This is a genomic window from Wolbachia endosymbiont (group A) of Paraperithous gnathaulax (genome assembly GCF_964028485.1).
GTDB lineage: Bacteria > Pseudomonadota > Alphaproteobacteria > Rickettsiales > Anaplasmataceae > Wolbachia > Wolbachia pipientis.
Window position 1 is genome coordinate 903292 of record NZ_OZ034784.1, and the last position, 21012, is coordinate 924303.

The window sequence follows — 21012 nt, forward strand, 5'->3', positions numbered from 1 at the left end:
TAAATCATGCTTAATTTTTTGCGCTATGTGCACCTCATGTCTTTATCAAATTTCTAGCTACACAAGCTGAAATACGCTATTTAAAACATCAAAAAACGCCAACTTAAAAAATGGATAGTGAATAATTAGCTACCCTAGGGTTTCTTTGCCTTTTTTTCTGTTTAGTAAATTTCTTAACGTTTATAATTTAGATTAGTTGCGGCTTAAAAGCGGCTGAGTCACGGTTATTAAGCGTTTAGAATAAAAAACGCCATACTTGAAAGTATAATGTAAGTAACTAGCCAACCATCGGGCTTTTTTTGCCTTTTTTTTCGCTTGGTAAATTTTTTAATACTTAGATTAGTTGCAATTTAAGAGACCAGAAATGGTCAGTGCTTGGCACTGGAATAACGTCCTCCTTTGTTATCCCAGTGCCCAGACACTGGGATCCAGGAAACTTAATTGCAAGTAATGCATTGGATTTGGTGAGTATGGGTTTTATGTTATAGAATGAAACACTTTTGGTGAATTTGTAAAGAAAACTGGATCCCAGTGTTTGGGCACTGGGATGACAAGGTATAAACCTTATCGTCATGCCGCCGCGAACCGTCATACCGCGATTCATTCGCGGTATCCCTTAGCCGCTAACAAGAGATCCCGCTAACAAGCAGCGGGATGACGATTGTCGTTTAGCCATAAACATTAAGGAATTTACCAAATGAAAAAAAAGGCAAAAGAAACCCTAGTCATTGTCTATTTTCAGTATTGGCGTTTTTTAAGTCTTAAACACTGCAATTTAGCTGCTTTTAATTGCAACTAACTTACGCTGCAAACGTTTAAGAAATTTACTAAGCAGAAAAAAAGACAAAGAATCCCCGAGTTAGCTAGTCTTTTACTATCTCTGTCGAGTATTGGCATTTTTTGATGTCTTGTAACGCTTTATAAGCGCGTTCAGCTTATTTAGATAAAAATCTAGATGTAGATGAAGTTTTGTAAAGACATACAGTATCTATATACTGCAAAAAATTGAACATAAGACGCCGATACATTAAGTAATCCTTACCTTTTAATCTGCAGATTGGCGAAAGCAAATACAATAGCTTCAATTTTATGATAAGAGGGCTGGCGGAGTTTGTCAAGCAAGTTTTTTCGTTTCTATTCCCAATAAAAGTTTGTTATATGGTTATGCAAGAAGTCTAATGAATCGCGGCATGACGTCTTAGCTATAGATGCTGGTTTGTGTGATTTCAAGAGAAGTTTAGTAGATAAGTTGTGTTTTAAACCAGATTCGGTATTTTAAACTGAACATTTTCAGTAATACCACCTGGCATAACTGAAATTTTTACACTCAGGTTTACTTTTAGGTAGTCTATTAATTCATCAACTAATATGTCAGGAGCGGAAGCACCTGCGGTGATTCCTATCTTTTCTACGCCCTGAAACCAGCTTTTATTCACACAGCTGTAATTATCAATCAAGTAGGCTCTTTTTCCTCTAGCAGTGCACAGATCTAATAAGCGGTTTGAATTTGAGCTATTTTTACTTCCTACAACTAATACCATGTCTACAATTTCAGCTAGCTTTTTAACAGCATTTTGTCTGTTTTGCGTTGCATAGCATATGTCCTTTAAATCTGGACCTGTTATGCCTGGAAACCTTAATTTCAGGGCAGCAATAATGTCGCGAGTATCGTCGATGCTTAACGTAGTTTGTGTAACATAAGACAAATTATCTGGATCTTTAACCTTTAAATCATATACATCCTGCAAAGTTTGCACTAAAATGATAGGATTGTTTACTCTTCCTCTAATTCCCTTAACTTCTGGATGGTTTTCATGCCCAATGAGAATTAATTCTTTACCACTGTTTTCATACCTTTTTGCTTCTTTATGCACTTTGCTGACTAAAGGACATGTTGCATCAATCACTTGAATACCCTTTCTTTTTGCCTCATCTTCTATATTTTTTGATACTCCGTGCGCGCTGAAGATCAGTATTCCTTCATTATCTTCAATTTCCTCGATACTGCTTACAAAAACCACTCCTTGTTTCTTAAAGTCCTCTACTATATATTTATTGTGAACAATTTCGTGTAGCACATAAACTTGGCGCTCGTTTTTGTATTTTTCTAAAGTAATAGCTAATATGTTCACAGCTCTTTTTACCCCGGCACAAAAACCTCGTGGTTCAGCTAAGATGATTTCCATTTTTGTCAAATCAAGTAAATATGCAAGCATTACTTAAAAATAAGCTCCGCTCACTGTGTTTTATAGTACCATTATTTATATTTTATATAATAATTATTTTTCGCATATTCTCTTTAACATTTGATCAACTTACTACTTCAGAAAATTTTAGAAAAGATAATATAGTACATAAACAACCTGATATTTTAGATAGAAATGGAGTGGTAATAGCAACAAATGTGCCCACAACATCACTATATATAGATGCAACCAAAGTAAAGAATCCGGAAAGTATAGCAGCACAACTGTGTTCTACTTTGCATGACCTCGAATACAAGAACTTATATAGAGTACTTACTTCAGAAAAGAAATTTGCTTGGATAAAGCGGCACTTGACTCCAAAAGAATTACTAGCGATCAAAAACGCTGGTGTACCAGGAGTAAATTTTTATGACGACATAAAGCGTATATATCCTCACAGTAATTTATTTTCACACGTGCTTGGTTACACTGACATAGATGGCAACGGTATTGCAGGAGTTGAGGCATATATAAGTAAAAATAATGAGCAAGAAAAGCCCATAATACTATCCTTAGATACACGAGTGCAAAGCATAGTGCATGAAGAGCTAACTAAAGCTGTAAGCAGATATCAGGCACTTGGCGGAGTAGGAATTGTTTTAAATGTGAGAAATAGTGAAGTTATCTCGATGGTCAGCCTACCTGATTTTAATCCCAACTTACAGAATAAGGCAGAAGACGTACAAAAGTTTAATCGCGCCAGTCTTGGGGTATATGAGATGGGGTCGGTATTAAAATACTTTACAATAGCCGCAGCGCTTGATGCGAACGCTACAAAAACTAGCGATTTATATGACGTATCAACACCAATCACCATCGGAAAGTATAAAATTCAGGATTTTCATAAATCTAAAATTCCAAAAATTACTGTGCAAGATATATTTGTAAAATCATCCAACATTGGTGCAGCAAAAATTGCAGTCAAACTAGGTATTGAAAAACAGGTAGAATACTTTAAAGCTATGAAGCTATTTTCTCCTTTGAAAATAGAAATACCAGAAAAATCCACACCGATAATCCCGGATAAATGGAGTGAAAACACTTTAATAACAGCATCTTATGGTTATGGCATAGCTGTAACTCCTATACATCTTGCACAAACTGCAGCAGCATTAATCAACAATGGGATATTTCATAACGCAACCTTGATGTTGAATAAAAGAAGTATAGGAGAGCAAATTATCTCAAGAAGAACTTCCAGGGAAATGAGAAAATTATTACGTGCAGCAGTAACAGATGGCACTGGCAGAAAAGCAAAAATAAAGGCATATTCAATAGGAGGAAAAACTGGATCGGCGGAAAAAGTTGTAGATGGTAAATATAGCAAAGATGCAAACATAGCATCATTTATAGGAGTGCTAACTATGCTTGACCCAAGGTACATAGTGCTAATTGCTATTGATGAGCCTCAAGGGATGCACCATACCGGGGGAATAATTGCTGCGCCTATAGTAAAGAACATTATAAATAGAATAGCGCCTATACTAAATGTTACACCTGAGATGTAAAATTATGATTGCTTTACTACAACTTCAAATTTATCATCACCAAAATCCTTATTAATATACCAAGAACCATCATCTTTAGTTACAAATTCAAGACCTTTAAGGTCTTTTTTTATTGTCTTTCCATTTTGACCATCAATAGCGATATTAATATCAAATGTAATAATGTCTAGATTTATCATAGCTTCTTTCCCGCTGCACGAATTTAGACTGAACTTGCCTAACATGACATCATTAAAACTCACTTCCCCTGTATAGACATCACACTGACCGTCCACACAACACGTAGTTTCAATATAGAAAAGATCTGACATACAAAATACCTTAAAAAAAAGAACTAAACATATATGGCCACTACACCACACCGCTAACAAGTAGTAAAGCGTCGATAAACCTAAGTTACTTTAGCTACGTAGCCATAATACAGCTAGAAATGTAAAATTCAACAGTTAATTGTGTGATTAATAGAGAAGTCTTATTTAGTACACCTTATAGGAATGGCTGTTTAGTTTTTTTGTTAATCTTTTTTACCATGCTGTCAATCATATGCTTTATCCCTTGATATACAGAGTATGTACTTTCGTCGCTACGCATATAAGCAGAACAGGAAAATACATTATGTTCTTCGTCTTCTATTGATAACTCTGTATCGCACTTTATGTGTTCGCCGCCAAGCTTTTCTATCAACTGTTCTTTGTCATCTCCTATAGTTACCTTAACCTTACTTTCTTCTTTACCTATCTTGCTACTTAAAATTGAAACAATGATGGCTGGAGATATGCATATCGCTCCTATTGGCTTTTTTGTAACAAAAAATTCTGAAACTAATCTTTCAAATTCAGGCATTACTGTCACCATGTCTTTACTTTCAGCTAAGTCAGATAAATTTTTCGCAACCCCGTATCCACCAGGTACAACTAGCATGTCAAAATTTTCAGCTTTGGCTTCTTTTAAGTCATATATTTCGCCTCTTGCGATTCTTGCTGCTTCCACAAGTACATTCCTTTTTTCTTTTGTTGCCTCTTTTGTTCTATGATTCATAACTTGTGTGATATTGATATCAGGTGCAAAGCATTTAACATCCACTTCCTGCTGATCAAGCACAAGCAAACTTAAAACCGCTTCTCTTACCTCTGCACCGTCAAGGTGACCACACCCTGATAAGACCACAGCAGCTTTTAATTTTTTTTCACCCATAAAGTACCTTGATTTCATATAATCTAGATATTTTAATACAAATTCTATATTTGGAAAGGGGTATGTTATATCAATTATAATATAATTAATGATTAGTATGTATAATTAGGCATATTTATAATCAACGAAGCTGAATATGGAATCTAGCAATAGTATGTTTTTTGACACTGACTATCCAGAACTAAGAAAAGCTATTTCAGATATAATAGAAAGTATTGCACAATCCTCACAAGAGGGGAAAAAAGAGTTATTTACAACCCTATCAGAACAAGTTAAAGGGATGAACCTCAAAGATTTAGGTTTAGCGATTAATGACCAAGGCTTGCAAAAGGAGGTCAACAAAGAATTATTTATAAAATTCATTGAAGAAGCGCTTGAAGGTTTAACTTCTGAAAATGTTGACTCAAAAATAATAGAAGAGGCGTTAAAATCTGTTAATCAGCAAGCAATAAGTAATGTTATAAATAATAATAAAGGTCCACTGGACAATCTAGTCAATTATTTTAAATCAGCATCTGCAAATAAAAAATTGGAATAGCTTCTGCCGTAATGGTATTAGGAGCAGCATTTTCTCCACTTATTGTGCTTGCTACATTAATAGCACTTGTAGGTATTGGAGCACGTTATGCAGGAATAGGTATAGTAAAGGCAGGGGAAAAAATAAAAGAAGGTGCGATTGATGCAGGAAAAGCAGTGAAAAGTTTATCTAAAAATTTAGGGGATAAATTGCCTGAGGTTGGGCCAAAAAAGATAACTTTAGTAAATTATACAACAGTTTGGCTCAAGAGATTATAGGCTATAATATGTCCGAAGAAGGTGAAAAAATAAAAAACGCCCAGAGTAAAGCAAAGGTCATAGGCATGCTTCAAAATGAAGGGCAGCGATCTGCTATACAAGAGTTAGTAAAGAATGGAACTATTCAAAATTTTTCAGAAGATGACATGAAAAAGCTTAGAGAAAAAGGTACTAGTACTTATGAAAGTGATAAGGAAGCACTTGAGGAACTTATGGAGAAATTTCAATCTAAAATTATGGCCATTGGTGAGGGTAAAATAGAGGAGGTAGAAAAAATGGTTAATGATAAAGTTAACCAAATGAAGTCACCAGTTCCTCAATTAGATAGTCCAAGTTCTGAACAAGCGAGTACAGGAGAAACCAAAACCCTCTGATGGCTTGGAGAGGGAGGGAATGGAAAAGGTAGAGATCTATTCTTTTTTATCCACTTTTTTGAGCAATCCACTTCCACATCTAACACACATCTCAGTGATTATAATATCCAATTTTTGATCATGTTTTTCTACAGGTAAATCTTTACAATATTGTTTCTCATAGGCTACACCTATAAATATTTTTCCAAGTGGCCGCAGTTTTTCTATCATTGTATCATACCAACCACCGCCAAAACCCAATCTATTAAAATGATCATCAAAAGCAATAACAGGAGTAATGATTGTGTCGGGAATTACGTCTTCATTTGTTTTGTTCCATTCCTCAAATTTTAGTAACTTATTTTTATTAGGAATTGCTACTTTATAATCTAAATCGAGTAAACTATGCATCAAAGGCACAACATCTATTTCCTCATCCATTGGAATGTAAGCTGCTATTGTTTTGCCTTTAACGTAGCTTAAGTTCTGATTAAAGAGATTAATAAGGGAATTTGCCGCATAACTGGAATAACTTTCATCAATATCTTTTCTTATAGCTCTATATTGCTCTCTTATTTCCTTTTTGTGCTGTTTAATATCTTTGAACATGATCTATCCATTTTGCGGTAAGTTTTTCTTGTAAACTATTTTGCTTCAAGCGCTCACTTAAAAAGTCAAAGTCAACACACCCCATATCCTGGTCTTGATTACTGCAACTATAAACAAAACTTCTTTCTCCTGTTTTCGCATTTATATGTTGCTGCACACACTGAGCGCAGATTTCTTTCATCATACACTGCATAGGAGAATTAACTGATGATATTGCTATGTGGCCTGATTTTAGATATGGCTTTAAAATTGTTTTTCTAGCTTCATTCACAGCTTTCATCATTTTATCAGAACCGATAGTGATAATTTTATCTATAGTGTTTAAATTAATACCTAATCTTCCTTGTTGATAAGAGACTATTGCATCAACTATATTACCATGAAAGGATTTATCTTGATCTCTGCTTGTTTCTATCAATCCTTCTTCACATGCCCAAACTACTGCATTTGATGCACGCTCTATCAGTGCTCGTTTAAATACATCACTTAACTTCTTATAGCCAGCGAAGTACAAAACCTTGTTATTATTTTCAAGACATGCCTTCCCTATCGAAAATAACACTGCATTTCCAACTCCACCACCAATTAGCATTATATTCTTCATGTGCTATTTTAACTGCATTTGTTCAAATTTTTTGAAATTTTATAGAACAAAGTAATTTATATAGTTCTATACACAAAGACAGAGACAAGGACACTCTCTGACTTCAACTATACCGATAACTGATAGCTGCATTTTTACGCATATCATCTAATAACAAGTTGCTTTGTATCATAATCTTTTGTTGGTACATTTTCTGTTTGATTGCTTCTATACCCGCTACATTACTCTTGATATCACACAACATCATCAACTTTGCAGTGCCATTTTCTCTCAATTCTACTATTTCATTCACACTTGTTTTACTAAATAAAATCTGTAAATCAGGATTTAAATCTCGCATTTTTATTTCAAATTCTTTTGCGTTTGGCAGCTTAAAATTATCTGCTAATTTATCAAAATTTAAACAATTAACTTTTTGCTCCTTGAGATTATCTAATAAACTTTCTGAACCTTCAACCACAATCTGTTTTAATTTTAAAGTGCTTTCCAGCAGTGCATGATTAAGTTGTACTTTATCTATTACTTTTATAACGGAGTAACCTTCACTGAAACTGAATGGACCTGCTATGTCGCTGGTTTCTAATCCTTCTAAAACGCTCTTGAGTTTTCCTTTTAGCTGACTTAAATTAACTGTTGCTTTACGCATCTTTATTGGAGATTCTGGGTTATTACTGTTGCGTAATTTTTTTACTAAATCTTCAGCTATACCATAAACGTCCTTGTCTTTTTGATCAGGAATTATAAACTCTTGGAACGTGATAAGATAATCCGGCTTTTCTGTTTGCCTTTTTACATCATCTACTTCTTTATCGCTTATATTAATAAATGGCACAATTCTTACTTCAATAATTTTGCTCCACAGTAACTGACATTTTATTTGTTTTCTTAAAATACCAAGATCTATATTATGCTTCTCTATGTATTGATCAACTTCATTAGCCTTAAGTTTAAAACTTTGGGTTAAAAATAACATAATAGCATTATCTAACTCCTCGTTGCTCAATTTTATATTCAGCCTCTGTGCTTCATTGATAATGATAATTTCGTCTATTAGCTCCCTAAGAATTTGAGGCTTTGCTTCTTTTTGATTAACACTTTGAGTGCCAAACAATGAATTTATAAAGTTGATGCGTTTTTCGATATCTAAATTTGAAATTGGTTCACCATTTACATCTGCAACAATTTCAATCTCGGTTGCAAGCAACCTAAGTGGCAACACTATTAACAGTAAAATTAGTATTCTATACATACAAGCAAAGTTGTTTAGTTAATGACCAATTCTATAATAAATACTGAGTCAATGCTAGCCAACTTTTTAATAGTTAAAGATGGAAATAAAAAAAACATTACAATAAGATCAGGTAAACAGGCTAATATAGCGAATTTAAACCGTGCTAAAAACAGTATACGGAAGGAGAGGGATTCGAACCCTCGATACGACTTTTGGGTCGTATAACGGTTTAGCAAACCGCCGCCTTCAGCCGCTCGGCCACCCTTCCAAATTTAGAACCTAAAGATTATATAATACCAAGACCTCTACCACCTGTCTAATGCTTTTAATTGCAATATTTGTATCTGTTCAGATGCATGGCTAATGCTGAAACAAAAATTCCAGTGCTCCCTTTCTTGTCATCCCAGTGTCACGCACTGGGATGACATCGTTTACTATGTGCCATATTGCAATGTTCGTGCAGTTGTGCGCGGTATAGATTCCGCTAACGAGTAGCGGAATGACGAATTTGTTATTTTTCAAATCGTAGAGCCACTTTAGCTATAAATCAACAAAAACTAATTTCCGCTTTTAATAGAGCTTGCAACAATTTGTTTTGCTTCTTCTACACCAACCCATTCTCCAACTGCTACCGTTTTTCCCTTTTCTAGATCTTTATAATGAGAAAAGAAATGAGTAATTTTATCTAGTAGGCTTTTAGATAAGTCAGAATAGTCCTTTATATTGTCATAATAGCTATCAACACTGGAAACAGGCACTGCTAATATTTTCTCATCTTCTCCTTTTTCATCTTTAGTGAGTAATGCGCCTATTGGACGTACCGATATTAAAACACTAGATGCTAAGGGAAATTGAGTTAGCACCAAAACATCCACAGGGTCACCATCACCTGCACAGGTATTTGGTATAAACCCATAATTGCAAGGATAAGTCATTGAGGTAGACAAAAATCTGTCAACTTGTAACAACCCAAGCTCTTTATTAAATTCATACTTTACAGGCTCAGCATTTGCACTTATTTCAATTACCACATTCACCGCATTTGGTCCCGCTGTTATTTTACTTAAATCCATAAATCACCTCTTAACTTAAGAATAAGCATTATACAATATGTGCTTTTAAGTTGCCACATTTATGTAGTTCTAAGCTTGTTTTGCATGGAGCGGTCCTAAATTTTCATTCGTCATCTTATTGACTGTTGAAAGTGGTGATTCCTGTGATAATTGAAATAAAGCATATACTATTACGATAGTAAGCACTGCAGCAATTACTAGATTAGCAAAATTATCCTGTGGTAGGACACCTTTTATTGGATTAAATAATTTTTGCTCCATAAAGAAATAATCAGCAACATATAACCCAACAGATAATACAAACATACCTAAAATAAGTTTACAGACTGTGTTTTTATGGTCTTTTTCTTTTTTCTTGCTGGTGATAGGATTTGGCCTACATTCATTCTCTTCTTGCAGCACTGAGTAGTATATATTATCAGGGCTCGTTATTAATTGTTCAAATTCATCACTATTTTGGTTTTTTAACAGTTGCTCTAGGGTGTTTTTTGTATTTATAGGATATATTAATCCATCCATTTTCAATGCTTTCTCTTGCCGATCCACATTCTCATGGTCGATTGTATATTTATCTCTACTTGATAATCCGATCATGTGTAATTTGCCAGCTAAGAACATTATATAGCTCTCTATTAACTGATTCTCACATATCTCTAATACTTCTCTTTTTACTGTTTTGTTAGATGACGAAAGTTCTTTATAGTGACCACCCAAAGAAAAGAACAATGCTATATCTTTATCTGCTTTTATGTCATGAATGGAATAATAGCTGCTGATAACGCACTTATTTAATGCAAATTCTCTGTCATATTTGTTTAATGTATTTCCTTCACTTAGTAACTTTCTAAGACCAATGAGTACTTTATTTTCAAAATCTTCTTCTGTTTTAAATATTGGTTCTCTCTTTGGATTTGCTAAGATGTTAAGTAAATCTAATTTTCTTCCATCTACTACTTCATTTATATATTCATTTAACTCAGATCCTTTAATAACTTCATATATTTTATCTATGACATCTTTAGTATTCAGGTTATTGTTTTCACTTAGAATTTGATAAGCTTGAGCATAAATTAAAAACAGCCCTTGTAGACTAAATTTTAAGTTAAAATATTTATCTAATGGTTCCTCTTTTTTTCTAATGAATTCAGACAAACCAAAATGATTTCTGTGATCCATAAAACGACCTAAGTCAGCATGTTGAAAGCTACCTAAAAAAATAAATAACGTCTCTAATAAATTACCCTTACCAACAATTTTTATTAGTTCTTCAATTTCTTTTATCATTGCTGAAACCTATAATGTTCTACTTTATAGTATAAGGGATACATGGCAAAATAGCAATAAATGTTATTAGACTTCTTGCATAACCCAAACTAAGTAGAAAAAGGTATAGCTATACCGCCGCGGCACTAACAAGAGATCCCGCTAACACGCAGCGGGATGACGAGACTTATCTTTATGCTGCCACGAACCGTCATACCGCCGCGGCGCTAACAAGAGATCCCGCTAGCGGGATGACGGTTGTCGTTTAGCCATAAATATTTAAGAAATTTACCAAACGAAAAAAAAGGCAAAAGAAGCCCCGTGGTTGGCTAATTACTTACATTATACTTTCAAGTATGGCGTTTTTTTATTCTAAACACTTAATAACCGCGATTTAGCTGCTTTTAAGCCGCAACTAATCTAAATTATAAACGTTAAGAAATTTACTAAACAGAAAAAAAGGCAAAAGAAACCCTAGGGTAGCTAGTTATTCACTATCCATTTTTTAAGTTGGCGTTTTTTAATGTTTTAAATGCTTTATAAGCGTATTTCAGCTTGTGTAGGTAAAAACCCAGAAATTTGATAAAGACATAGAGTGCACATAGTGCAAAAAATTAAACATGAGACGCCAGATACGTGAGTTTTTTTGTCATTTAATCTGTACAGAGAAGATAAATAAATAGCTTCAGTTTCATGATAAGGGGGCTGGCGAGGTTTGTCAAGGAAGTTTTTTCGTTTCTGTTATATGGTTATGCAAGAAGTCTATTGTATGTTTACACTCTGCATTAAAGCTTTTAGTTAAGAGCATATCCATCCACCGCCGATAACTTGCTCATCTTTATACGCTACACAGGCTTGACCTGGACTGATGCCAAAGTAATCGTCGTTTAAAATGACACAGGCTTTATTTTTTTCGTCAGTTGAATGTATTGTTGCTAAACTTCCCGCATGTGATGATCTCAGCTTCACAGTTACTTCCATACCTTCCTTTGGTTGTTCTAACCAATTTAACTCCTTGATCAATATTTTTTTTTGCATTAATACGTTGATCGGACCTACTATAACCTCATTATTTTCTGTATTAATTTTTATCACATAAAGAGGTTCATTGTGTGCGATACCCAAGCCCTTTCTTTGCCCCACTGTAAAATTTACTATGCCACTGTGCTCGCCTAGCACTTTTCCATTTACATCCACAATTTTACCTTTCTGTACAGATTGTGGAGCTAATTTAGCTATTGTTTTACTATAGCTTTCGGAAACAAAGCATATATCTTGACTGTCCGGCTTTTCAGAAATTTGTAAGCTGAAATACTTTGCTAATTTTCTTATATCACTTTTATAGAACCCACCTAGTGGAAATCGCAAAAGCTTCAATTGCTCTTGAGTTGTAGCAAACAAAAAATAACTTTGATCTTTACTTTTATCAATGCTTCTGCACAACTTTACCTCACCATTTTTTTCTAACCTTCTCACGTAATGTCCTGTTACGAGCACATCCGCACCAAGATTTTTTGTAACTTGCAATAGATCACGAAATTTTACCGTTTGGTTACATCTCACGCATGGTATGGGAGTTTCCCCACGCATATAGGTACTCGCAAAATCCTCTATTACTTCCTTTTTGAATATTTCCTCATAGTTTAAAATATAGTGAGGAAAGCCAACACTTTCAGCTACACGCTTAGCGTCATAAATATCCTGTCCAGCGCAGCATGCGCCCTTTCTTGCGTTAGCATTACCGTCGGTGCCATAGAGTTGAAGAGTCACACCTACCACTTTGTACCCAAGGTTATGTAGCAGTGCTGCAGCAACGGAGCTATCAACTCCCCCGGACATTGCAACAACAGCCTTGGTCTGGTGCGGAGCTTTATCTTTTAGCAGAGGTTCTATTTCAAATTCTTTTAGCATAATCGCCTTAATTTATAAACACAAACTTGGTGTCATGCAAGTAGCTGACACTGGAATCTAGTTTCTATTACACAATTTCATCGAAACAGCATACTTGTTTATAGTCAATTTTTCTGGATCCCAGTGTTGGCTACTTGGATGACATCTTTATGCTTGAGGTAAAATTTGCTATAAAATTCGATGAACTACCTTTAAAAATAATTTAATCCTGCTTAAATAAAACATGGCCAAAATAATCCATGTTTTCAAGCACTTTTCCGCTACCCAGAGCAACACAACAAAGTGGGTCATCTGCAACACGAACTGGTAGTTTTGTTGTTTCACTGATAACTTTGCCCAAGTTACGCAATAATCCGCCGCCACCGGATAAAATTATTCCTTTATCGACTATATCAGAAGAAAGTTCAGGTGGAGTGCTCTCCAGTGCAGTCCTAATAGCAGAAATTATCTGATGTACAGGCTCTATTAAACTCTCTGCAACTTGGTATTCTGATAAAAGCATTTCTTTTGGCATGCCACTCACTAAATCCCTGCCTTTAATTATCATTCCCTCTTTGTTATTTTCACCTGGCAGACTGGCTGAACCTATGCTTTTCTTAATTTTCTCAGCGGTTGTTTCACCGATTAATAACTTATGATTTTCACGAATATATGATTTTATTGCTTCATCCATAATATCGCCACCTACTCTGGCAGAACGTGAATAAACAATTCCGCCTAAAGAAATAATTGCAACTTCAGTTGTACCGCCTCCTATATCAACAATCATAGAACCCTCAGGTTCAGTAACCGGGAGCCCAGCTCCGATTGCTGCAGCCATTGGTTCTTCAATTAAAAATACTTCATTTGCACCAGCACTTTCTGCTGCATCTTGTATAGCACGCCTTTCAACTGGCGTGGATCCAGATGGAACGCATATGATAATATTAGGTTTATTAACAGTGAATTTTGTGTTTGCACTGCGTATGAAATATTTTAGCATTTCTTCCGCACTTTTAAAATCAGCAATAACTCCATCCTTTAAGGGCCTTATTGCCTCTATTTCTCCAGGCGTTTTCCCAAGCATCATTTTAGCTTTTTTACCAAAAGCATAAGGAACGTAACTTCCTTTTTCTTTTATTCTTGCTACAACTGAAGGCTCATCAAGCACTATTCCCTGATTTTTCTGATAAACTAAAGTGTTTGCAGTACCAAGGTCTATAGCAATATCGCTAGCAAACAAACCTTTGAAAGTAAAAAGGCTATAAAACTTTCCGGTTAATTTTCGAACAAAATTCATACATAACTCAAGAAAACCATTTATTAAGACAAATTATACTTTTCAGATAAGTAGTAAGTAACACACTCAACGTCTAAACCCTTACCTGTTACTTTTTTTAGCAGTTCCAGGCCACACTTTGCACTGTATATATTTTGAGATAACCAACTGATAAGTAAACTAAAATCTCCTTTTATTATAGCACTTAATGATTCGTAATGATTCTTTTTAACGCAAGAGAAAATCTGCACAGCAGCAATTAAAGCAATAATTTTTATAGGAAAGTAGCCCATAACACCGCTTGCCCAATATTCATCTTGAAAATAAGTGTTTAGCTCATTTTCAGCTTTTACTGGAATTTTATAGTGCTTCATACCTTCCAGCCACGCATCATGCAGGTCTTTGACTTCCAATGTACCATTTATTATATCTTGTTCTAACCTAGTTCTCAACATAATATGAGCTAACAGACTAAATTCATCTGCATTTTTTAAAAAAGAAGAAAGGTTTATTTCATTGAAAATCAAGTACAAATTTTCAACACTGCTAACTTTCTCGTTAGTTTTGCCTTTTATAGCAAATTTCTCTTTTATGTGTGGTTGAATAAACTCAATAAATTCTCTGGATGTTCCAATCATCCTTTCCATGAATAACCCTTGAGTTTCATACATAACATGTCTCGTAATTGGACTACTTATAGAATTTTGCGCTAAACATTTTTGATAAATTGCATAACCACTATGCCGCAAAAGTGAAAATAAACCATAACAAAAATCAGATTCATCATAATCTATAGGGTAGTAATAAGAAGTACGAATCTCATTTAGTGCAATACCCATTTGCTGTAAACATAATGAGCCAAGTTCAATCTGTTTCTGAGTAGCAACTTTTTGTATATTAGTAACCTTATCCTTATCCTTTTTCTGCTTTTCAATTATTTTATCTACATTTTCGCTAAAAAATTTGCCTACCTTGGGGAATACTTCCCTTATATTCTTTTCTGTGATATCAGAGTCATAGTCAGCAAGCAGTGAGTCGTATTTTGAGCATTTTAATTGCTGCGATTTTATAGAAGCTACTTCGCGAATGAGTGTGATTAAATCAGTAAAACGTTCTTTTAGTTTTTCTAAGTTACTGGTTTCAGAATGAGATAGCTTCCATAAATTTTGGCATTCAACCTTAGCTTTGGATAAAGACTTTACTAAATCAATAGGAACAGCACTGTTGCTTTTATGTATTCTCTCTATTAACTTTAGCTGCTGAGTATTTGCACTTTTTTTGTTACCAAGAGCATCTGCTAATGATTCCTTTATTGCGTCATGAGAGATAATTTCATGTCTGATTTCTTCTAGAAGACTCATTTGTTCAACTTTGTCCTCTATATTCAATTGGCTTTGGTTTAGTACTTTTAGCGTATTTTCGATATTCTTTACCCTATATAATACTTCCTCTAAAAACTTATAAGATTGCATATTTGTTCATTATTTTAGAAAACATCTGTTTAATACCGTAATAGATTAATAATAAAGTTAAAAGTATATTTGCTTAAAGTACAATAAAAAATTGTACTTTTTATTCTTTTATTGGATTTTTCTATTCAGAGTCCAGCATATTATAGGAAAATTAATTGTAAGGTTGTAGAAAAAGTATTTAGTATTTTATTTCTCTTGACTATATTACAATATGGAGAGATATTAGCTACTGAAATTAAAGTTACGCACTATTTAAAATTTATGGAGGTTTAGTAATGTGGAGTAGACTGGTTATAATGTGCTGTTTTTGTTTATTACTTACTGGTGTAAGTTCTTGCCCAAAAAAAGGAGCAAATACAACAAATAAAATAAATTCTGTTGTTAAGCAGATAGGTGATAAAAGAGTTTTCTTTGGTTATGATGAATCTAGTATTGCTGAAGTAAGTGCAGATGCATTACTTGACGTAATGGAGGTGTTACAAGATAACCCTGACGCGAAGGTTACTTTAACTGGTCACACTGACAACCGTGGTTCTCATGAATATAATCTTGCGCTAGGCGCTAGAAGGGCTGATGCAGCTAAAAAATTTATGGTTAGTTGTACACCCTACATAGAAAACAGAATAAAAACTGCTTCTAAAGGTGAAACTGAGCCTTTGGTTAATGTAAAAGATGATTCTAGAAATTCTAAATATGAAAAAGAGCATGCTAAAAATCGTAGAGTGGAATTTTCATTTTCTGGAATAAAGAAATAGTTTCTTGCATTAAAACCTGGATCCCAGTGTCAAACACTGGGATGACATAAAGAAAGGGCACTGGGGTAGACAAAAAAGGACAAACTTGTCATATTTCGTTGCTTGTTAGCGGGATCTATATATACCACAAATAAGTCGCGGTATGACGTAAGAGATCTGACCTGTCTGGCCATCAAGAGACATAATGGAATTAGAGTTATTATTTCAAAATGTGGTTAATAGTTTTGCTTTCTATAACAATCAAGTTGCAGTTGCAGTATCAGGTGGTGTAGATAGTATAGTCTTACTGCACTTAATGACTAACTGGGCAAAAAAAAACAAGCTTTCACTTCCTATAGCATTAACAGTAAATCATGGATTACGTCCAGAGTCTCAAAAAGAAGCTGATTTTGTTGTAAGTTATGCAAAGGAACTTGGAGCAAAGGAATCGTTCATATTAAATTGGGAGAAGCAAAATATTAAAGGCAATATTCAGTTACAGGCACGAAAAGCACGGTATAAGTTACTAGCAGAGTGGTGTAAAAATAATAATGTTAAATATTTACTTGTTGCTCATCACAAAGATGATCAAGCAGAAACGTTCTTGTTAAGATTAGAGCGAGGTAGTGGCGTAGATGGATTATCATCAATGGACTACAAGTCTTTCCTAAATGGTATTTATATATTTAGGCCATTGTTAAATTTTAGTCGTAGTGAAATAGAAAAGTACGCTAAGCTTCATCGGTTAAAATGGATCGAAGATAGAAGCAATCATGACTTAAAATACAGACGAACTTTATACCGTAACTTACTTAAAGCAAGTGATAATCAAGAGATTTTAACAGAGCGAATATGCCTCACAGCCCTTCATATGAAAAGAGCTGCAAAAGCGTTGATGCACTACACACGCCTTGCGTTTAATGACTGCGTTAATGTGCATGATCTTGGTTATATTGAAATTAAACTAAGTGAATTTTATCAATTGCCAGAGGAAATAGCCTTGAGGCTTCTTCTTTACTCTATAATGGCAATTGCCAGTAAACATTATAAACCAAGGTACAGCAGCCTCATTGCAATATTTAATAGAATATTGCAAAAGGATAGTAATGTTAACTGTACACTTTCTGGGTGTAAAATAAGAAAGTATGGAGAAAATATCTTAATAATTAGAGAATCGTCAAGGATACAAGAAATTACCGTAAACCTACCTTTAAATGAACCTACCCAATGGGATAACAGATTTAGCTGCACAATACTCGGAAATCAAGGGTGTTCAGTTATCATCGCTCCATTAAAAAAAACACAAAAAGTTCCTGAATTTCTGAAGGATTACAACTGCTGCCCTGAAGTTTTCTACTCTTTGCCTACAGTACAAAAAGATAGCAAGGTGCTTGCTTATCCTGATGTAAATTATAACGGAAAAAATACCAATGACGATAAGGTTCAATGCATTATTAATAGCACGATAAAACAAAATTTGGTAAGCTTGATTAGTATTTAGTTAGAAATAGAAATGAAAAAATTTTTAGAAGGCTTATTGATCTGGTTAGTAATTATTGTTCTTATTTCAGTTGCTTATATTCAATTCAGCGGAAATGTAGGTAAAAGTAAAACAATTATACCTTTTTCGGAATTTTTAACTAGACTAGAAGACAATGATGTAGAAAATATTGTCATAAAAAACCAGAGCATTGAAGGCAAGTTCAGGGACGGTTCAAGTTTCAATTCAAGCGGTGTCATATATAGCGACCTAATAAAAAATTTACATGATAGAAAAGTGAGATTCTCCTTTTCAACTGGAGATTCTGCCATGAACGTAATTGGTGGATTACTTATCTCATGGGTCCCAACATTTATCTTTATTGGCTTTTTGCTATTCTTTCTTAAACAAACACAAGCGGGAGGCAACAGAACTATAAGCTTTGGCAAGTCAAGGGCTAGACTCATGACTAGTGGAAAAAAAGTAACATTTGATGATGTTGCTGGAATTGATGAAGCAAAAGAAGAGCTAGTAGAGATCGTTGATTTCCTTAAACAAAGGCAAAAATTTCAAATATTAGGTGGAAAAATACCAAAAGGGTGCCTTTTAATTGGCTCTCCTGGAACTGGTAAAACTTTACTTGCTCGTGCAATTGCAGGAGAAGCTAATGTGCCATTCTTTAGCATTTCTGGATCTGATTTTGTTGAAATGTTTGTTGGTGTTGGTGCGAGCCGTGTTCGTGATATGTTTGATCAAGGCAAGGAAAATGCTCCTTGTATAATTTTTATAGATGAGATAGATGCGGTGGGTAGACATCGTGGCATTGGTCTTGGTGGCGGCAATGATGAAAGAGAACAAACATTAAATCAGTTATTAGTTGAGATGGATGGCTTTGAGTCTAATGAAGGTGTAATAATAATTGCTGCGACTAACCGTCCGGATGTCTTAGATCCAGCACTGCTTAGACCTGGTCGTTTTGACCGACAGATTACTATTTCTTTACCCGATATAAATGGGCGTGAAAAGATATTAAATACTCATATAAAGAAAATATCAATAGCACCAGATGTAAACGTGAAAACAGTTGCAAGAGGAACACCAGGTTTTTCAGGGGCTGATCTAGCAAATTTGGTGAATGAATCTGCACTTATCGCTGCAAGAAGAAACAAGAAAATTGTTACCATGGATGATTTTGAATATGCACGTGATAAAGTAATGATGGGCGTAGAAAGACGATCCCTAATTATGACAGAAGAGGAAAAGAGACTGACTGCATACCATGAAGCTGGTCATGCGATAATTGCGGTTAATATGCCTGCTTCTGATCCTATACACAAGGCAACAATCATTCCAAGAGGTATGGCCTTAGGTTTAGTTATGAGACTACCGGAAACAGATAGAGTGTCCCACACAAGAGAAAAGCTGATAGCAGATATAACTGTTGCCATGGGTGGCAGGGCAGCAGAAGAGTTAATTTTTGGCTACGATAAAGTTACAAGTGGCGCGTCTTCTGATATACGACAAGCATCTAACATAGCACGTGCTATGGTAAAAAAATGTGGAATGAATGATGAGATAGGGCTAGTGTATCACAATCGTGAGCAGCAAGATCCACAACATCCTCATATGACATCTGAAGATACGCTAAAGCTCATAGATGAAGAAGTGAAAAAAATCATATCTTCTTGCTATGAAAAAGCAAAAGACATTTTGACCAAGCATAAGAAAGGCTTAGAGCTTATTGCTGAAAATCTACTGGAGTTTGAAACTTTAACAGGAGATGAAATAAAGGATATACTAAACGGAAAAAAAATTGTTAGAGAAGAAAATGAGAAGAATGAGAAAGTAAAAAAATCCTCTCTCTATGAGAGTTGACCTCATCTTAAAAATGCTAATCAGCTAACGCTGCAATAAAACATTCAGAATTGTAACTGTCAATATAAATTGTATTAAAATATTCATAATATTGCATTTTCATCACAATAATGCTATCATTCAGTTAGTATTAATGTTTAATGAGGTGTGAGTAATGATTGATATAGCTTCTATTGGTGTAAGTACAGTTATTGATCAGAATTATAGAAGAAAAGCACAATTATGTTTATCAGGATTATTTGTAACTGTGTCAATAGCAACTGTTACCTGGTTTATTTTCCCTGCGTCACAAAATGTATTAGCTCCGTTTTTACTTCCGGCTATGTTCTTGCTCTTCACTTTATCGATGGGTTATTACATGTTCATATTTAGTTGTGAAGAAAAATCTTTGGTAAAGAATGTTCTTGGTATGGTTGAACCGGCTGAATCGGTAAAGAGAGTGCATTGCCAAGAAAATATTAAGTCCTTATTAGCAGAAGTGAGAAGTACTACGAAAGATAGGTTTCGTAACGTGCTTGTTAATCTTTGTTTTGAAGATCGTAGTAAAGCACACAAACTTGCATTATATGTGAAAGAAATTGACGATATTGTGTCTTCAATAAAAAATAAAGACCTCTTAGACCATTTTGATCAATTTTTTACTATTACTGAAGTAAGCAATAAAAAAAATAGAAGTGAATTAATGAACCTCGCAAGGGCATATAAGATGATAAGTGAAGAAGATCCAGACAAAATACAGGATTTTTTAGCTACTCAAACAAAAAGTTATTCATATGAAATAATGTTACCTGAAATTGATAATTTTCTATCACAAGCTAGGTGATTTTATCAATAATTTCATTGTGTACGTGATTATCATTTTTTGTTTCAATTCCAGTGATAACACTGCACCTAACGGGCTCTTTTATGGCTATTTCCTGAAATCCTTTTCTGACCTTATTGTAAAAATTAACATCCATTTCTTCATATTTATTCTTGTCTTTTGCTCTATTTAACCCAACTTTAACATCAATATCTAGAATGAATGTAATATCTGGATATTTAATTTCCACTAGCTTATGTAAGTCCCTTATTAGCCCTAAGTCAACTCCAAACCCATATCCTTGATATGCAATAGTTGAATCAATAAACCGATCACAAATCACTATTTTTCCTTCTGCAAGAGCTGGTAATATTAATTTTTTCATATGTTCGCGCCTCATCGAGATAAGTAGCAAGAGTTCAGAAATAGAATCAATATTATTCGTTAACAATACTCCTCTTACCTTCTCTGCAAAGTTAGTGCCACCTGGTTCTCGAGTCAATACCACATTATTTTCGCCGCGAATTTGCTTAAAATGATTTACAAGTAGCTTAGATTGTGTTGTTTTACCAGAGCCGTCTATTCCTTCGAAAGTTATGAACAT

22 protein-coding genes and 1 tRNA gene are annotated in these 21012 nt (G+C 34.4%); 8 read left to right on the top strand and 15 right to left on the bottom strand.

The window, feature by feature from the left end:
• Window positions 1–334 precede the first annotated feature (334 nt).
• Together ABWU74_RS06720 and ispH are read right to left on the bottom strand one after the other, a co-directional pair.
• Window positions 335–604, bottom strand: coding sequence for a hypothetical protein (locus tag ABWU74_RS06720; RefSeq protein WP_244663114.1), 270 nt, complete (start codon window positions 602–604; stop codon window positions 335–337).
• 652 nt (window positions 605–1256) lie between these two features.
• Window positions 1257–2186, bottom strand: coding sequence for a 4-hydroxy-3-methylbut-2-enyl diphosphate reductase (ispH, locus tag ABWU74_RS04830; RefSeq protein ID WP_353289452.1), 930 nt, complete (start codon window positions 2184–2186; stop codon window positions 1257–1259).
• A 20-nt stretch (window positions 2187–2206) separates the two neighbouring features.
• Between ispH and ABWU74_RS04835 the strand changes: the two genes are divergently transcribed.
• Complete coding sequence (locus ABWU74_RS04835; RefSeq protein WP_151807547.1) at window positions 2207–3754, top strand: peptidoglycan D,D-transpeptidase FtsI family protein; 1548 nt, start codon at window positions 2207–2209, stop codon at window positions 3752–3754.
• Window positions 3755–3756: 2 nt separating this feature from the next.
• On the opposite strand, the gene ABWU74_RS04840 is transcribed toward ABWU74_RS04835, so the two are convergent.
• Both ABWU74_RS04840 and elbB read right to left on the bottom strand, forming a co-directional pair.
• Complete coding sequence (locus ABWU74_RS04840; RefSeq protein WP_010081942.1) at window positions 3757–4065, bottom strand: hypothetical protein; 309 nt, start codon at window positions 4063–4065, stop codon at window positions 3757–3759.
• A 175-nt stretch (window positions 4066–4240) separates the two neighbouring features.
• Window positions 4241–4948 (bottom strand): isoprenoid biosynthesis glyoxalase ElbB, encoded by a 708-nt coding sequence (gene elbB, locus ABWU74_RS04845; protein ID WP_209473289.1) that lies wholly within the window; start codon window positions 4946–4948, stop codon window positions 4241–4243.
• A 136-nt stretch (window positions 4949–5084) separates the two neighbouring features.
• Between elbB and ABWU74_RS04850 the strand changes: the two genes are divergently transcribed.
• From ABWU74_RS04850 to ABWU74_RS04860, 3 genes are read left to right on the top strand one after another with little or no spacing between them, the layout of a single operon-like run.
• The gene (locus tag ABWU74_RS04850; RefSeq protein ID WP_353289241.1) at window positions 5085–5486 is read left to right on the top strand and encodes a hypothetical protein; all 402 of its coding nucleotides are present in this window, start codon (window positions 5085–5087) and stop codon (window positions 5484–5486) included.
• A gap of 11 nt (window positions 5487–5497) precedes the next feature.
• On the top strand, window positions 5498–5743 hold the full coding sequence (locus ABWU74_RS04855) for a hypothetical protein (protein ID WP_353289242.1): 246 nt from the start codon (window positions 5498–5500) through the stop codon (window positions 5741–5743).
• Between the two features lie 8 nt (window positions 5744–5751).
• Window positions 5752–6117 (top strand): hypothetical protein, encoded by a 366-nt coding sequence (locus tag ABWU74_RS04860; protein WP_259349223.1) that lies wholly within the window; start codon window positions 5752–5754, stop codon window positions 6115–6117.
• 36 nt (window positions 6118–6153) lie between these two features.
• Here ABWU74_RS04860 and ABWU74_RS04865 read toward each other — a convergent pair whose 3' ends face one another.
• The 10 genes from ABWU74_RS04865 to ABWU74_RS04910 all read right to left on the bottom strand — a co-directional run bounded on the left by ABWU74_RS04865 (window position 6154) and on the right by ABWU74_RS04910 (window position 15517).
• Window positions 6154–6705, bottom strand: coding sequence for a 5-formyltetrahydrofolate cyclo-ligase (locus ABWU74_RS04865; protein ID WP_010963143.1), 552 nt, complete (start codon window positions 6703–6705; stop codon window positions 6154–6156).
• Window positions 6689–7309 (bottom strand): oxidoreductase, encoded by a 621-nt coding sequence (locus ABWU74_RS04870; RefSeq protein WP_209473291.1) that lies wholly within the window; start codon window positions 7307–7309, stop codon window positions 6689–6691. Before ABWU74_RS04870 ends, ABWU74_RS04865 begins: the two co-directional genes overlap by 17 nt.
• Before the next feature lie 103 nt (window positions 7310–7412).
• Window positions 7413–8558, bottom strand: a complete 1146-nt coding sequence (locus ABWU74_RS04875; RefSeq protein ID WP_155968436.1) for a SurA N-terminal domain-containing protein — start codon at window positions 8556–8558, stop codon at window positions 7413–7415.
• A gap of 159 nt (window positions 8559–8717) precedes the next feature.
• Window positions 8718–8808: transfer RNA gene (locus ABWU74_RS04880), tRNA-Ser, on the bottom strand.
• A 92-nt stretch (window positions 8809–8900) separates the two neighbouring features.
• Complete coding sequence (locus tag ABWU74_RS04885; protein ID WP_010963140.1) at window positions 8901–9062, bottom strand: hypothetical protein; 162 nt, start codon at window positions 9060–9062, stop codon at window positions 8901–8903.
• A gap of 35 nt (window positions 9063–9097) precedes the next feature.
• Window positions 9098–9613 carry an inorganic diphosphatase gene (gene ppa, locus ABWU74_RS04890; RefSeq protein ID WP_209473293.1) on the bottom strand — a complete coding sequence of 172 codons (516 nt, stop codon included), beginning with the start codon at window positions 9611–9613 and terminating at the stop codon, window positions 9098–9100.
• A gap of 69 nt (window positions 9614–9682) precedes the next feature.
• Window positions 9683–10897, bottom strand: coding sequence for a hypothetical protein (locus ABWU74_RS04895; protein WP_209473295.1), 1215 nt, complete (start codon window positions 10895–10897; stop codon window positions 9683–9685).
• Between the two features lie 777 nt (window positions 10898–11674).
• Entirely contained in the window at window positions 11675–12787 is a 1113-nt protein-coding gene (mnmA, locus tag ABWU74_RS04900) for a tRNA 2-thiouridine(34) synthase MnmA (protein ID WP_209473297.1), read from the bottom strand.
• A 202-nt stretch (window positions 12788–12989) separates the two neighbouring features.
• Window positions 12990–14066 carry a rod shape-determining protein gene (locus tag ABWU74_RS04905; RefSeq protein ID WP_209473299.1) on the bottom strand — a complete coding sequence of 359 codons (1077 nt, stop codon included), beginning with the start codon at window positions 14064–14066 and terminating at the stop codon, window positions 12990–12992.
• 23 nt (window positions 14067–14089) lie between these two features.
• Window positions 14090–15517: a carboxypeptidase gene (locus ABWU74_RS04910; RefSeq protein ID WP_264339690.1), complete on the bottom strand. Its 1428-nt coding sequence runs from the start codon at window positions 15515–15517 to the stop codon at window positions 14090–14092.
• 275 nt (window positions 15518–15792) lie between these two features.
• On the opposite strand from ABWU74_RS04910, the gene ABWU74_RS04915 reads away from it, so the two are divergent.
• From ABWU74_RS04915 to ABWU74_RS04930, 4 genes are all read left to right on the top strand, one after another.
• Window positions 15793–16272, top strand: coding sequence for an OmpA family protein (locus tag ABWU74_RS04915; RefSeq protein ID WP_010081889.1), 480 nt, complete (start codon window positions 15793–15795; stop codon window positions 16270–16272).
• 184 nt (window positions 16273–16456) lie between these two features.
• Window positions 16457–17752 (top strand): tRNA lysidine(34) synthetase TilS, encoded by a 1296-nt coding sequence (gene tilS / locus ABWU74_RS04920; RefSeq protein ID WP_208571594.1) that lies wholly within the window; start codon window positions 16457–16459, stop codon window positions 17750–17752.
• Between the two features lie 12 nt (window positions 17753–17764).
• On the top strand, window positions 17765–19606 hold the full coding sequence (ftsH, locus tag ABWU74_RS04925) for an ATP-dependent zinc metalloprotease FtsH (RefSeq protein ID WP_353289243.1): 1842 nt from the start codon (window positions 17765–17767) through the stop codon (window positions 19604–19606).
• 154 nt (window positions 19607–19760) lie between these two features.
• On the top strand, window positions 19761–20429 hold the full coding sequence (locus tag ABWU74_RS04930) for a hypothetical protein (RefSeq protein ID WP_010081999.1): 669 nt from the start codon (window positions 19761–19763) through the stop codon (window positions 20427–20429).
• Here the strand turns inward: ABWU74_RS04930 and tmk are convergent.
• Window positions 20422–21012: a dTMP kinase gene (gene tmk, locus ABWU74_RS04935; protein WP_353289453.1), complete on the bottom strand. Its 591-nt coding sequence runs from the start codon at window positions 21010–21012 to the stop codon at window positions 20422–20424. The genes ABWU74_RS04930 and tmk overlap by 8 nt on opposite strands.

What these genes read in the sequence shown, in the direction of transcription:
- ABWU74_RS06720 (WP_244663114.1), bottom strand. Translation starts at nt 604, where the DNA reads ATGAATCGCGGTATGACGGTTCGCGGCGGCATGACGATAAGGTTTATA.
- ispH (WP_353289452.1), bottom strand. Translation starts at nt 2,186, where the DNA reads ATGGAAATCATCTTAGCTGAACCACGAGGTTTTTGTGCCGGGGTAAAA.
- ABWU74_RS04835 (WP_151807547.1), top strand. Translation starts at nt 2,207, where the DNA reads ATGCAAGCATTACTTAAAAATAAGCTCCGCTCACTGTGTTTTATAGTA.
- ABWU74_RS04840 (WP_010081942.1), bottom strand. Translation starts at nt 4,065, where the DNA reads ATGTCAGATCTTTTCTATATTGAAACTACGTGTTGTGTGGACGGTCAG.
- elbB (WP_209473289.1), bottom strand. Translation starts at nt 4,948, where the DNA reads ATGGGTGAAAAAAAATTAAAAGCTGCTGTGGTCTTATCAGGGTGTGGT.
- ABWU74_RS04850 (WP_353289241.1), top strand. Translation starts at nt 5,085, where the DNA reads ATGGAATCTAGCAATAGTATGTTTTTTGACACTGACTATCCAGAACTA.
- ABWU74_RS04855 (WP_353289242.1), top strand. Translation starts at nt 5,498, where the DNA reads ATGGTATTAGGAGCAGCATTTTCTCCACTTATTGTGCTTGCTACATTA.
- ABWU74_RS04860 (WP_259349223.1), top strand. Translation starts at nt 5,752, where the DNA reads ATGTCCGAAGAAGGTGAAAAAATAAAAAACGCCCAGAGTAAAGCAAAG.
- ABWU74_RS04865 (WP_010963143.1), bottom strand. Translation starts at nt 6,705, where the DNA reads ATGTTCAAAGATATTAAACAGCACAAAAAGGAAATAAGAGAGCAATAT.
- ABWU74_RS04870 (WP_209473291.1), bottom strand. Translation starts at nt 7,309, where the DNA reads ATGAAGAATATAATGCTAATTGGTGGTGGAGTTGGAAATGCAGTGTTA.
- ABWU74_RS04875 (WP_155968436.1), bottom strand. Translation starts at nt 8,558, where the DNA reads ATGTATAGAATACTAATTTTACTGTTAATAGTGTTGCCACTTAGGTTG.
- ppa (WP_209473293.1), bottom strand. Translation starts at nt 9,613, where the DNA reads ATGGATTTAAGTAAAATAACAGCGGGACCAAATGCGGTGAATGTGGTA.
- ABWU74_RS04895 (WP_209473295.1), bottom strand. Translation starts at nt 10,897, where the DNA reads ATGATAAAAGAAATTGAAGAACTAATAAAAATTGTTGGTAAGGGTAAT.
- mnmA (WP_209473297.1), bottom strand. Translation starts at nt 12,787, where the DNA reads ATGCTAAAAGAATTTGAAATAGAACCTCTGCTAAAAGATAAAGCTCCG.
- ABWU74_RS04905 (WP_209473299.1), bottom strand. Translation starts at nt 14,066, where the DNA reads ATGAATTTTGTTCGAAAATTAACCGGAAAGTTTTATAGCCTTTTTACT.
- ABWU74_RS04910 (WP_264339690.1), bottom strand. Translation starts at nt 15,517, where the DNA reads ATGCAATCTTATAAGTTTTTAGAGGAAGTATTATATAGGGTAAAGAAT.
- ABWU74_RS04915 (WP_010081889.1), top strand. Translation starts at nt 15,793, where the DNA reads ATGTGGAGTAGACTGGTTATAATGTGCTGTTTTTGTTTATTACTTACT.
- tilS (WP_208571594.1), top strand. Translation starts at nt 16,457, where the DNA reads ATGGAATTAGAGTTATTATTTCAAAATGTGGTTAATAGTTTTGCTTTC.
- ftsH (WP_353289243.1), top strand. Translation starts at nt 17,765, where the DNA reads ATGAAAAAATTTTTAGAAGGCTTATTGATCTGGTTAGTAATTATTGTT.
- ABWU74_RS04930 (WP_010081999.1), top strand. Translation starts at nt 19,761, where the DNA reads ATGATTGATATAGCTTCTATTGGTGTAAGTACAGTTATTGATCAGAAT.
- tmk (WP_353289453.1), bottom strand. Translation starts at nt 21,012, where the DNA reads ATGTTCATAACTTTCGAAGGAATAGACGGCTCTGGTAAAACAACACAA.